This is a genomic window from Arthrobacter gandavensis (assembly GCF_015355785.1).
GTDB classification, from domain to species: Bacteria; Actinomycetota; Actinomycetes; order Actinomycetales; family Micrococcaceae; genus Arthrobacter_B; species Arthrobacter_B gandavensis_A.
On record NZ_JADKYW010000003.1, the window covers coordinates 421,415 to 434,230 of the forward strand.

General features: G+C 64.2%; 9 protein-coding genes and 1 pseudogene. 6 read left to right on the forward strand and 4 right to left on the reverse strand.

Going from position 1 to position 12,816, the window contains the following annotated elements:
• Positions 1-13: 13 nt before the first annotated feature.
• The 4 genes and pseudogenes from ITX31_RS03265 to ITX31_RS03280 all read left to right on the forward strand — a co-directional run.
• Positions 14-1,096 carry a sugar-binding protein gene (locus tag ITX31_RS03265; protein WP_194782028.1) on the forward strand — a complete coding sequence of 361 codons (1,083 nt, stop codon included), beginning with the start codon at positions 14-16 and terminating at the stop codon, positions 1,094-1,096.
• A 213-nt stretch (positions 1,097-1,309) separates the two neighbouring features.
• Complete coding sequence (locus tag ITX31_RS03270; protein WP_194782029.1) at positions 1,310-2,425, forward strand: Gfo/Idh/MocA family protein; 1,116 nt, start codon at positions 1,310-1,312, stop codon at positions 2,423-2,425.
• Between the two features lie 141 nt (positions 2,426-2,566).
• On the forward strand, positions 2,567-4,036 hold the full coding sequence (locus tag ITX31_RS03275) for a glutamate--cysteine ligase (RefSeq protein ID WP_194782030.1): 1,470 nt from the start codon (positions 2,567-2,569) through the stop codon (positions 4,034-4,036).
• A gap of 188 nt (positions 4,037-4,224) precedes the next feature.
• A pseudogene (locus ITX31_RS03280) lies at positions 4,225-4,618 on the forward strand (Hsp20/alpha crystallin family protein); the annotation flags it as partial.
• A gap of 846 nt (positions 4,619-5,464) precedes the next feature.
• Here ITX31_RS03280 and ITX31_RS03285 read toward each other — a convergent pair.
• Both ITX31_RS03285 and purH read right to left on the reverse strand, forming a co-directional pair.
• Positions 5,465-6,685 (reverse strand): NADP-dependent isocitrate dehydrogenase, encoded by a 1,221-nt coding sequence (locus ITX31_RS03285; RefSeq protein WP_194782032.1) that lies wholly within the window; start codon positions 6,683-6,685, stop codon positions 5,465-5,467.
• A 172-nt stretch (positions 6,686-6,857) separates the two neighbouring features.
• The gene (gene purH, locus ITX31_RS03290; RefSeq protein WP_194782033.1) at positions 6,858-8,471 is read right to left on the reverse strand and encodes a bifunctional phosphoribosylaminoimidazolecarboxamide formyltransferase/IMP cyclohydrolase; all 1,614 of its coding nucleotides are present in this window, start codon (positions 8,469-8,471) and stop codon (positions 6,858-6,860) included.
• 392 nt (positions 8,472-8,863) lie between these two features.
• On the opposite strand from purH, the gene ITX31_RS03295 reads away from it, so the two are divergent.
• A complete protein-coding gene (locus tag ITX31_RS03295) occupies positions 8,864-10,216 on the forward strand; it encodes an MFS transporter (RefSeq protein ID WP_194782034.1) in 1,353 nt (450 codons plus the stop codon).
• Between the two features lie 72 nt (positions 10,217-10,288).
• Here the strand turns inward: ITX31_RS03295 and purN are convergent, their stop codons facing one another.
• Complete coding sequence (gene purN / locus ITX31_RS03300; RefSeq protein ID WP_194782035.1) at positions 10,289-10,867, reverse strand: phosphoribosylglycinamide formyltransferase; 579 nt, start codon at positions 10,865-10,867, stop codon at positions 10,289-10,291.
• A 39-nt stretch (positions 10,868-10,906) separates the two neighbouring features.
• Here purN and ITX31_RS03305 point away from each other — a divergent pair, with 39 nt between their 5' ends.
• The gene (locus ITX31_RS03305; protein WP_194782036.1) at positions 10,907-11,350 is read left to right on the forward strand and encodes a hypothetical protein; all 444 of its coding nucleotides are present in this window, start codon (positions 10,907-10,909) and stop codon (positions 11,348-11,350) included.
• 33 nt (positions 11,351-11,383) lie between these two features.
• On the opposite strand, the gene ITX31_RS03310 is transcribed toward ITX31_RS03305, so the two are convergent.
• The gene (locus tag ITX31_RS03310) at positions 11,384-12,697 is read right to left on the reverse strand and encodes a DUF6350 family protein (protein ID WP_194782037.1); all 1,314 of its coding nucleotides are present in this window, start codon (positions 12,695-12,697) and stop codon (positions 11,384-11,386) included.
• Positions 12,698-12,816: the final 119 nt, after the last annotated feature.

Here is a 12,816-nt window from a genome sequence, read left to right on the forward strand (position 1 = left end):
GAAAAGGAACACCATGCGCAAGTTCGCAAAGTCATTTGCCGTAGTCGCCACGGTGGCAGCACTGTCGCTGTCTGCCTGCGGCCGTGCCGACGAAGCTTCCACCGGCGATGCTGCCGGCTTTGAAGAGGGATCGGCAATCGGCGTAGCCCTGCCCCAGAAGACCTCGGAAAACTGGGTCCTGGCGGAGGGCCTGTTCAACGACGGCCTGAAGGAAGCCGGCTACGAGCCGCAGGTACAGTTCGCCAACGGCGGCGTCTCCGAGCAGCAGAACCAGATCAGCTCCATGATCACCAATGGCGTGAAGGTCCTGGTTGTCGGTGCCATCGACGGCGCCCAGCTCGGCTCGCAGCTGCAGGAAGCCAAGGATGCCGGCATCACCGTCATCGCCTACGACCGCCTCCTGACCAACACCGAGAACGTCGACTACTACGTCGCCTACGACAACTTCCAGGTCGGCCAGCTCCAGGGCCAGGCCCTGCTGGACGGAATGAAGGCCAACAAGCCCGAAGGCCCGTGGAACATCGAACTGTTCGCCGGCTCCCCCGATGACGCCAACGCCCAGGTCTTCTTCGACGGCGCCATGGACGTCCTGAAGCCGGAAATCGAAGCCGGCAACCTGAACATCGTTTCCGGCCAGACCGAATTCAACCAGGCAGTTACCCAGGGCTGGAAGGCCGAGAACGCCCAGAAGCGCATGGACACCCTGCTCTCGGGTTCCTACGGTGCCGAAGAGCTGGACGGTGTCCTGTCCCCCAACGACACCCTGGCCCGCGCCATCCTGACCTCCGTCGCCGCTGCCGGCAAGCCGGTTCCGGTTGTGACCGGCCAGGACTCCGAAGTTGAGTCCGTGAAGTCCATCATGGAAGGCGTCCAGTACTCCACCATCAACAAGGACACCCGTGCCCTGGTCAACCACACCATTGACATGGTCAAGGGTCTGGGTGCCGGCGAAGAGCTGGAAATCAACGACGACGAGTCCTACGAGAACGGCGTGAAGGTTGTTCCGGCCTACCTGCTGGAACCGCAGATCGTCACCAAGGACAACGCTGCCGAGGCTTACGCCAACGATCCGACGCTGGCCGAACTGGTCAAGTAGTCCACAGCGCATCAAGGCCGGGGCTGTCTTCCTTACCGAAGGCGGCCCTGGCCTTTTTGTACCCGCGCCGTCAACCCGCCCGCCGCTCAACAAATTGCACTGGTCTTTCGTGCAGCTCTGGGCAGTGCGCGGCGTTGCCAATAAAGTAGTTCCAAGACCTAGTCACTAGACGGTCAAGGCATTAGCCAGGTAACTCATTGAAAGTCGAGGAATATGAGCGCCCCGCAGTTTATCCGCACACCGCCGTGCGTCCTTCAGGGGGCACCCAGCCCGGTCCAGGCCACCGGCCGCACGCTTAGATGGGGCGTCGTCGCCACAGGGAGGATTGCCGCCCGCGTTACCGAGGACATCGCCAGGCTAGAGGACGCCGTGCTGCAGGCGGTGAGCTCCCGTTCAGAAGGGACCGCCGTCGACTTTGCCGGCCGCTTCGGTTTTGCGTCCAGCTACTACGACGACGAGGCACGCGGCAAGGGCTACCGCCAGCTGTTCGCAGACCCGGAAGTCGACGTCGTTTACATCGCCTCCCCGCATGCCCAGCATTATGAGCTGGCCCGAGAGGCCCTCGAGGCCGGCAAGCACGTTCTGTGCGAAAAATCGATTACCATCAACGCCGCGGAGCTGGCGGACCTGACCAGGATCGCCGGCCGCCGAGGCGTCTTCCTGATGGAGGCTGTGTGGACCCGGTTCCTTCCCTGCATCAACAGGTTGTGGGAAGTCATCTCCAGCGGTGAGCTTGGGGAGATCCAGTGGGTGCAGGCAGACCTTGGGTTCCCAGCCCCGTATGACCCCGCAAGCCGGCTGTGGGATCCCGCTGCCGGAGGCGGCGCGCTGCTGGACCTTACCGTCTATCCGCTGACCCTGGCGGTCGGGGCGCTGGGCTTCCCCCATCGGGTGCAGGCCTCGGGCACCCTGAATGCCGACGGCGTGGACACCCAGAATGCGCTGAACCTGGGCTATGCCTCCGGTGCGCAGGCCCAGCTCACGTCCTCGCTGCTTGCCTCCGGCCCCCGCACCGCCACTATCTGCGGCAGTGAGGGCTGGGTCCGGACCGGCGCTCCCCTGCACAACCCGGTTGAACTGCACATCCATCAGCACATGGGTCCGTCCCGTACCGAGCGTTTCCAGCAGGTGGGCAACGGCTATACCTACGAACTTCGGGAAGTCACGCGCTGCATCCAGGAAGGACTGGCCGAAAGCCCTACTATGCCCCTTTCCGATTCGCTGCATACCATGCAGCTGTTCGATGAGGTCCGCGCCCAGCTCGGCGTCCGGTACCCGAATGATGAGCGTCCCGCCTCGTCGCTGCAGGGGGCCGGCAAACACCCTTAGGTCCACCAGCGCGCTGCCGCTCGTCCGGAACGAGGCGTTCCGGACGAGCGGTTTTCCTCAGCGGGAAGCTGCGCGGTGTCCCGAAAACAGGCGCCCGGCCCAACGCTATACATCACCTGCCCGGCGTGGTTATCTTCATCCATGGGAACAGAGGTCAACGCCAGGTCTTTCAGCCGTGAAGAGCGGACCCGCTATCGACGCCGCCTGCTGGAGAACCTGGACCGGTTCGCCGGGTTCCTGGGAACAGCGCAGTTCGCCGATACCGCGAGCATCGGCGTCGAGCTTGAACTGAACCTGACCAATGACGACTTCACTCCCGCGCTGCGGAACTCTTCCGTGCTGGAGGAAATCGCCGATCCGGCCTTCCAGACGGAGATGGGCGCCTTCAACATAGAGATGAACCATCCCGCCTTGTCCATCCGGGGACGGGGGCTGCTGGAACTCGAAGAGAGCCTGCGCAGCCAGCTCAACCGGGCAGACGAGCTTGCGGCCAAGGCGGACGCGAACATCCTGATGGTGGGCATCCTCCCTACGCTCACCCATGAAGTGCTCGACGGCGATGCCTGGATCAGCTCCGGGGCGCGCTATGAGGCACTGAACACGTCAGTGCTCCAGGCCCGCGGCGAGGACGTATACCTTTCCCTGGCCGGCACTGAATCCCTTACCCGGTACGCCAAGAACATTGCCCCGGAAGCTGCCTGCACCTCCCTGCAGCTTCATCTGGAGGTCAGCCCTGCCGACTTCGCTCCGGCGTGGAATGCCGCCCAGCTGATCGCCGGCCCGCAGGTGGCCCTTGCTGCGAACTCCCCGATCTTCCTGGAGCATGTGCTGTGGCAGGAAACCCGGATAGAGCTTTTCAAGCAGGCGATCGACACCCGGCCCCCTGAGATGCGCAACCAGGGCGTGCGTCCCCGGGTCTGGTTCGGTGAACGCTGGATCACTTCAATTTTTGACCTCTTCGAGGAGAACGTCCGCTATTTCCCGGCCCTGCTCCCGGAGCTCTCCGCTGCCAGTTCCGGTTCCACGGATGCCGGTGCTCCCCTGCTGCCGGAGCTGCGTCTGCACAACGGCACCGTCTACCGGTGGAACAGGCCCATCTACGATCCCGGTACCAACACTCCCAACCTGCGGCTTGAGAACCGTGTGCTTCCCGCCGGGCCGACTGTCCTCGATGTGAGTGCCAACGCTGCGTTCTTTTACGGCCTGGTCCAGACCCTGCGTACCGCGGACCGCCCCTTGTGGACCCGCACCGCGTTCAAGACGGCGGCGGACAACTTCCTGGCCTGTTCGCGGCTGGGACTGGATGCCACGGTCTACTGGCCCGGCATCGGGGACATTCCGGTGACTGAACTGGTGGTCCGGCATCTGGTTCCCATGGCAGCTGACGGCCTGCGCACGCTCGGAGTGGATGATGCGCTGGTTGAGCGCTACCTGACGGTGATCCGGGAAAGGGCGCAGACGGAGCAGAACGGCGCGTCCTGGCAGGTTTCGGTTCTCTCGAACCTGGAAGCGGAGGGCTATGACAGGTCCTCGGCCCTGGCCGAACTGACCCGCCGCTACTGGCACCATATGCACAGCAACGAACCGGTGCATCTGTGGCCGCTGGATTGACCTCTTCGAGACGGTTTTCTTTGCGGAGCCCTAGCACTCGATATTGGCGAGTGCTAACCTATTTGCATTCTTGAGTGCAGCTGGCTCAACCCGATCCAGCCGCTCAGGTAATCGACCCTTCGTTATTCCTGTCAGTGAAGAACACATCCACCCGTCTGAACGGGACGGGTGAAAAGGAGTTGATGAGAATGGCCATGAAATTCGATCCTTTCCGCGAACTGGACCGCATGGCAGGTGCCCTCTTGGATCCCAGGCAGCGGCTGCGGCTGATGCCGATTGATCTGTACCGCGAGGGCGACCACTACATCTTGAACGCAGACCTGCCCGGCATAGATCCGGGATCGGTCGATGTGGATGTTGACGGCCAGCTGCTGACCATCCGGGCAGAACGCACCATCCACGTGCCCGAGGGCGCAACCTGGTTGAACCGGGAACGCGAATCGGGCACGTTCCTGCGCCAGCTGAACCTCGGTCAGGGCATCAACATCGAGGGCATCTCAGCGAAGTATGAGAACGGTGTCCTGAGCGTCTTCATCCCCGTGAGCGAACGTGCCAAGCCGCGCAAGATCGAGGTGTCCTCCTCGTACAGCGGCGAAAGCAACGTTATTAGCGGCGAATCAGAGACCGTCAGTTCGTCCGTCTCCTCAGGTTCCGGCTCCGGCAGCATGGGTTCGGGTTCCTCAGGTTCCGGCTCCGGCAGCATGGGTTCGGGCTCCTCAGGTTCCGGCTCCGGCAGCATGGGTTCGGGCTCCGGATCGGGTTCTTCCGGCTCCTAGCCTGGAGCCGGCTCGTCCGGCACGGAGCGCCCGGCTCATCGCTGCGGCGTTCTCATGAAGGGCAGGCATGGCCCCCGAAGCGTGAAGCTCCCGCTCATGCTTCGGGGGCCGCAGCCTTTTCATGAGGCTCCGTCCTGCTCCGGCCGGCGCGGACGCGCCGTGAGGTACAACCTCCGGCCACTGGGGCTGCAGCATCGCGGGGCTGCAGAATCGAGAGGCACAGCCCTGCTTTCGCGTGCGGCCGCAATGCACTCCTCGAGGGCACCCCCAGGTGCCATACGAGCCCGCCGGACGGGCCGGGTTAGGCGGCTTCAATACTCCAAGCGAGCTCCGCGAGCGAAGGAGTTTCGTTGCCGCCGTTCCGGCCCGCCCTACATGCCACGCACCCCAGGTGCCATACTTGCCCGCCGGACGGGCCGGGTTAGGCGGCTTTAATACTCCAAGCGAGCTCTGCGAGCGAAGGAGTTTCGTTGCCGCCGTTCCGGCCCGCCCGGCTGGCGGACCCGCGGGCGGCCGTCGCAGCGCGACACCCCGGAGGGCACCAGCCAGCCACCACAACCCGGTAGACCAACAGACAACCCGGGCCACAAAACAGCCAGCCCCAGTCCTTCCGGACCGGGGCTGGCTGCTTATTGCTGTGAAGCTTGGGGACTTAGCCCAGGCGCACCTTGAGGTTCTCATCCAGTGCGGCGAGGAATTCCTCGGTGGTCAGGTACGGCTGGTCGGGTCCGACCAGCAGTGCCAGGTCCTTGGTCATCTTGCCGGATTCGACCGTCTTGACGACTACGTCTTCAAGGGTCTCGGCGAAGTTAATGACCTCGGGGGTGTTGTCCAGCTTGCCGCGGTGCATCAGGCCACGAGTCCACGCGAAGATCGAAGCGATCGGGTTGGTGGAGGTGGGCTTGCCCTGCTGGTGCTGGCGGTAGTGACGGGTCACGGTACCGTGTGCGGCCTCAGCCTCGACGGTCTTTCCGTCCGGGGTCATGAGTACGGAGGTCATGAGACCCAGCGAGCCGAAGCCCTGGGCAACCGTGTCCGACTGGACGTCGCCGTCGTAGTTCTTGCAGGCCCAGACGTAGCCGCCTTCCCACTTCATCGCGGAGGCAACCATGTCATCGATCAGGCGGTGCTCGTAAGTGAGGCCGGCTGCTTCGAACTGGTCCTTGAACTCGGCGTCGAAGACTTCCTGGAACAGGTCCTTGAACTGGCCGTCATAGGCCTTCAGGATCGTGTTCTTGGTGGAGAGGTACACCGGGTAGTTGCGCTGCAGGCCGTAGGCGAAGGATGCACGCGCGAAGTCCTTGATGGACTCGTTGAAGTTGTACATGCCCATGGCCACGCCGCCCTCTTCGGGGTACGTGACTACCTGGGTCTTGATCTCTTCGCCGCCGTCAGCCGGAGTGAAGGTCAGGGTGAGGGTGCCGGCACCCGGAACCTTGAAGTTGGTGGCCTTGTACTGGTCGCCGTGGGCGTGGCGGCCAATGATGATCGGCTTGTTCCAGCCGGGAACCAGGCGAGGGATGTTGGAGATGATGATCGGTTCGCGGAAGACGACGCCGCCGAGGATGTTACGGATGGTTCCGTTCGGGGAAACCCACATCTTCTTCAGGCCGAATTCTTCAACGCGGGCCTCATCGGGGGTGATGGTTGCGCACTTGACGCCCACGCCGTGTTCCTTGATGGCATTGGCTGCGTCGATGGTGACCTGGTCGTCCGTGGCGTCACGGTTCTGGATCGAGAGGTCGTAGTACTTCAGGTCTACGTCCAGGTACGGGTTGATCAGGCGGTCCTTGATGAACTGCCAGATGATCCGCGTCATCTCGTCGCCGTCGAGCTCTACGACAGAGCCCACAACCTTGATTTTGTCAGCCACACGGTCTCCTTGTGGAATGGGGGTCCGGACATGGCTTTAGACATGCGGGGACCCGGCTTTTGGGTCTGGTTTCTGTGTCCAACTATGCCACAGCGCAGAAGTGCACCCTAAACCGCGGGCCGCATGCGGACATCATCCGCGCGGCCCGCGGGCGGGCGTTGCCGGTGGGTTACTAGTGGAAGAAGTGGCGGGCGCCGGTGAAGTACATTGGCACGCCTGCTGCGTTCGCTGCAGCGATGACCTCCTCGTCGCGGACGGATCCGCCCGGCTGCACGATGGCGCGGACGCCGGCGTTCAGCAGGATCTCGAGGCCGTCGGCGAAGGGGAAGAAGGCGTCCGACGCCGCGACGGCACCGCGGGCGCGCTCATCGCCTTCGCCTGCCAGCGTGTTCGCGCGCTCGACGGCGAGCCTGCAGGAGTCAACACGGTTCACCTGTCCCATGCCCACACCAACGGAGGCGCCGTCGCGGGCCAGCAGGATCGCGTTCGACTTTGCGGCACGGACTGCACGCCACGCGAAGACGAGGTCCGCCAGGGTCTGCTCGTCTGCGGGTTCACCGGCTGCGAGTGTCCAGTTCGCCGGATCGTCGCCTTCGGCTTCCACGGTGTCCGGCTGTTGCATCAGCACACCGCCGGAAACCTGGCGGAACTCCAGCGGGTTGCGTCCGTAGCCGTCCGGAAGGGTGAGCAGGCGGATGTTCTTCTTGCGGGAAAGGATCTCAACTGCCTCGGGCTCGAAGTCCGGAGCGATGACAACCTCGGTGAAGATGTCCTTGACCGTCTCCGCCATGCCGGCCGTGACCGTCCGGTTCGCTGCAATCACACCACCGTAGGCCGACACGGGATCGCACGCGTGTGCCTTCAGGTGCGCGTTGGCGATCGGATCCGAGGCATCCGGGGACGCCACCGCGACGCCGCACGGGTTGGCGTGCTTGACGACGGCGACTGCCGGCTCGTCGAAGTCGAACGCGGCGCGCAGGGCGGCATCGGCGTCGACGTAGTTGTTGTAGGACATCGCCTTGCCGTGCAGCTGGTCTGCCTGTGCGACTCCGGGCATCGAATCCCGGTCCGCGTAGAGTGCAGCAGCCTGGTGCGGGTTCTCGCCGTAGCGCAGCACCTCGGAACGCTCCAGTGCCATACCGGTGTAGGCGGGCCAGGCCGCCCCTTCCTCGGTGCCGTCGCCGAACTGCGCGGCAGTCCATTTGGCCACAGCCGTGTCATACGCGGCGGTGTGGGCGAACGCTTCCGCGGCCAGCCGGCGTCGTGCGTTCAGGTCAAAGCCGCCTTCAGCGGCAGCAGCGGTGACAGCGGAGTACCTGGCCGGGTCCACCACTACTGCGACGGAGGGGTGGTTCTTGGCGGCGGCACGGACCATGGACGGGCCGCCGATGTCGATCTGCTCAACGACGTCGTCCCGTGCGGCGCCGGACTTCACCGTCTCGACGAACGGGTACAGGTTCACGACCACCAGGTCGAAGGCCTCGATGCCGAGCTCCTCCAGCTGGTCCCTGTGGTCCTGGCGCCGGCGGTCGGCCAGGATGCCGGCGTGCACGCGCGGGTGGAGGGTCTTGACACGGCCATCCAGGCATTCCTGAAAACCGGTAACCTCGGCAACCTCAGTGACCTCGATGCCTGCTGCGGCGATCTGCTTGGCGGTGGAACCGGTGGAGACGATGCTGACCCCGGCTGCGGCGAGGCCCTGGGCCAGTTCCGTCAGGCCGGTCTTGTCGTAGACCGAGATGAGGGCCCGGCGGATGGGTACACGGTCAAGGGGGGTGTTGCTCACGGGGAAGTCACTCCAACTGGGTATCGGCGAACGATGCACGCGCCGCCCGTGGGCGGCCCAAGGATGAGTTTATGCCTTGGCCGCTCCGGGGACAGGTCCGCGGGGTAATAGTTGCCGGCGCGGCCGTCACCCGTTTGACGCGACCGGTTTTTGTGATGCGGGAGGCGGCCCGGGGCGGGGACGCACCGCGGCCCGGGTTTGGATGCATGGCGGCGCGGGGAGGGCGAACCGAGGCCCGGGGCGGGCGAACGGGTGCCCGGGGGTGCGAACGGAGGCGGGGCGGGCGCACGCAACGTTACGGGGAGCGGCCGCCTTCCGGCGCCGGGCGTTGTAGAGTTTCCCCCAGTTAGTGCATTGATGACTATAAGTGCCGGCGGAAGGCCCTCCACCCCATGACCACGACCCATGCCCTGCCTACGGGCGACGAAGTAGTCCAGAACCTCCCCTGGCGCTGGCGGGTTCAGGGCAAGATCTTCCTGATCGGCGGGCTGGGTTTTATGTTCGATGCCTGGGACGTGACGCTCAACGGCGTGCTCATCCCCCTCCTTTCCCAGGAATGGAACCTCGTGCCGGCCCAGGCAGCCTGGATCGGCACGGCGAACCTGCTGGGAATGGCCATCGGCGCGTTTCTCTGGGGTTCGATTGCGGACGCGATCGGACGGAAACAGGCCTTCACCGCCACGCTGCTGATCTTCTCGATCTTCACCGTCGCCGGCGCGTTTGCCCCGGACATCGCGTGGTTCTGCGTCTTTCGATTCCTGGCAGGCGTGGGGCTGGGCGGCTGCGTTCCGGTGGACTACGCGCTGGTTGGTGAATTCACCCCGCGCAGGCAGCGCGGCCGGGTGCTTACCGCCATGGACGGCTGGTGGCCGGTGGGTGCGGCACTTTGCGGCGTCACCTCCGCCGTCATCATGGCGACGGTCGCGGACTGGCGCTGGACCATGCTGATTATGGTCATCCCGGCGCTGCTGATCTTCTGGGTCCGCCGTTCAGTGCCCGAGTCCCCGCTGTTCCTGGTCCGCAAGGGCCGCACCGAGGAAGCCGGCGCCGTCATCAATGACCTGATCCGCCGTACGGGAGGAACGCAGACTGAGTGGCGGCTTCCGGAACCGGAGCCTGCGCAGAAGTTTTCCCTGAAGACCACCGGCAGCCAGCTTGCCGACCTCTGGCGGAGTAACCCGAAATCCACGGTGACTGCGTGGTCGCTGTTCGTGACCGTCCTCCTGGTCTACTACCTGGCCCTGCAGTGGATGCCCAAGATCCTCGTGGATGCCGGCTATGCCGAGTACAAGGCGTTCCTGACGACGTCCGGCATGGCTGCGGTGGGCCTGCTGGGTGTGGTTGCTGCCGCGCTGCTGGTGGAGCGGGTCGGCCGGAAGTGGCTGCTCGGAATCACTGGTCCCGCGGCTGCGGCTTCACTGGTTGTGGTGGCCCTGGTTGTTGATGTTCCGGCTGCTGCGACAACCTGGCTTCTGGTCTACGGATTTGTGGTGCAGGTGGCCATTCCGGTGCTCTACACCTATGTTTCCGAGCTCTACCCCACCCGGCTGCGCGCCAGTGGATTTGGCTGGGCGTCTACGGCCTCCCGGGTTGGTGCCGGGTTCGGTCCCCTGCTGTTCGTTTCCGTGCTGTGGCCCTACCTGGGACTGCCGCTGTCCTTTGCCGCAGCCGGACTGCTTGTGCTGGCTGCGGTGCTGTGGATGGCGAAGTTCTCGCCGGAAACCCGGGGGGCTGCGCTGGACTAGGGGTTTCGACGGCCGTAGCCGGGCTGTATGCCCGGTGCCGGGCTGTCCGGCGTAGAGCCGCGGGAGTCCGGTTTAGAGCCGCGGGAGTCCTTCTTTGCTGATCTTGCGGAGTGTCTCGATCAGGAGCCGGCGTTCCTGCACCTTGATGCGCTCGTGCAGCGTCTCCTCGGTATCGCCGTCGAGCACCTCCACTGCTGTCTGGGCGAGGATCGGACCCGTGTCCACACCGGCGTCGGCAATATGAACCGTGCAGCCGGTGACCTTTACCCCGTACGCGAGTGCGTCCCGCACACCGTGCGCACCGGGGAAGGACGGAAGCAGCGCGGGATGCGTGTTGACGTAGCGGCCCTCGAACGTATCGATGAAGTGTTCGTCCACTATGCGCATGAATCCGGAGGAGAGGACGACGTCGGGTTCGTAGGATTCCACCGTCTCGGTCAGGGCGCGGTTCCAGTCCGCACGGACCGGATAATCCTTGAAGTTCACCACGAATGTCTCGTATCCGGCTGCGGCAGCACGTTCTACGCCGTAGGTTCCGGTCCTGTCCGCACCGACGGCGGCGATTTCGACGTCGAGCTCCCCTGCCACAACGGCGTCGAGGACGGCCTGGAGGTTTGACCCGGTGCCGGAAACCAGAACAACAATTCGCATGTGTCAACCTTAGGTCGAAGCGTCACCTAGGCTTAAACCATGACTAACGACGGCCCTGATGTACGCCCGCGACCGCCGTTTCCGCCGGCTACCCGCAAACCGGAGCCCTCTGAGGCGCAGTCCAGGGAAGCCCGGTCCTACATGTGGGTGTTCATCGCCCTGCTGCTGGGAATGCTGCTCAGTGCCGATTTGATGCTGCCCTGGAAGCTGCTTCCGCTGATGCTGGGTATTGCGGCTGTAGTCGTCAGCATCATCACCCTGGTGAAGGTTGTCCGGTATGGTCTGGGCGCGTTTATGCGCATCGTGGTCTCGATGGGTCTGGCCGCGGGTGCGTTTATGACGCTGGGTGTGGCTGCCCAGGTGGCGCTGTGGCCGCTTACCGCCAAATACGAGACCTGCATGCAGTCTGCCCTAACGGTCCAGGCCACGGAGACCTGCACCAAGGACTACCTGACTTTCGGTGGGATGCTTCCCCAGCCGTAGCTTCGGCTGCCCTGCAGCTAGTGCGTTCTGCCGCTACGCCTTTGTTGAGGCAGCTACCGGGCGCCTTGAGCCTTCACGTTCCAGCCAGGGGCCAGCGGCGTAGCCAATAACGACGCCGACGGCGACTTCTGCTGCGATCCAGATTCCGGTCCAGAGCGGGTCGGGGCCGATCTCGATGAATCTGCCGATGCCAAGCGATCCGCGGGCGATCAGTGCCGCAGCTGCTGCCAGGAGTCCTGACACCAGTCCGATTACGGCGCCGAGGCAGATGGTCGACACGGATGCCGTGAACCACCTGGCGCTGATCTTGATGGAGATCCATTCGTCGAAATGGTTCTCTCCCTCGCGCAGGAACCACCATCCTGCCAGCACTCCTGCCACGACGGGGATGAGCAGTGCCGCGTAGGCGTATTCGGGCTGTCCGCTGGGAAGGGCTGCCAGTACCGGGACCGCGGGCAGCGGCCCGACAGTAGTTTCGAGCGGGCTGATGATGCTTCCGGTCCCGATGCTGAATCCCGCACCAGATGCCCAGGCGAGTGTCCACACCACCAGGTTTGGCAGCAGCCCCAGCTGCGCGACGGTGAGGACGATGCCTCCGATGATTCCGGCGTCGAGCTTTTGGTAGACGGTTGCGATCTCTGCCCAGCTCAGTGCCAGTGCCACTACCAGCAGAACTGCTGCGAGTCCGACAGCTGCCACGATTCCGATGACTCCGGCCCGGATGGCAGCCCACAGGTAGGATCCGGCCCAGCGTGAATGCTGGCTGGTTCTTGCTATCCAGTCTGTAAGGTCGACTCCGATAAGCCGCACCCAGGAACCGGCTTCAATTCTGGCTCCGATGATCACACCGAGTCCTGCTGCGATGAGTGGTATCAGTCCGCCCGCAGCGAGGGAGATGCTTACGTCCTCGTTTGCGGAGAAGTATGCCGCAGCTGTCCCCAGCAATGCGTAGGTTCCCAGCGCTCCGAGCAGTGCCTGCCATAGCTGGTCTGTGTAGCAGGCGCGTGCGAGTCTGCGTCCTGCTCTCCAGCAGAGGAAGAAGGGTATAAGTGTCAGGCCCAGCGGGATAAGGGACAGCAGTCCTCCGGATTCTTCCGGGCCGGCCGTTCCTGCCGGGAATGTCATTGACAGCGGTACTCCGTGCAGCAGCAGCCAGGCTTGCCCGCTCAGCCGTGCCAGGGAAGCGTAGTCCCGGTCTGAGAACCCGTTTGCTGCCCACACTCCGGTGAGCGGCAGGATCACCACCAGGGCTGACAGTACTGCTGCCTGGCCGAGTTCGAACATTCCCTGCAGCCAGAGTGGCATGGGCAGCACACCCGGTTTCTTCGGGCGCTTAAAGAGTTTCATCGCTTTCTATCGTGCCATTCTCACGTGTCCCAGCTGTTGAGGGTGCGGGTGTGAGTCGAGGTTTTGGTTTGTAGTGGAGGTGGGCGGGGTTGTGGGGTGTGGGGTGTGGGGTTGGCGGG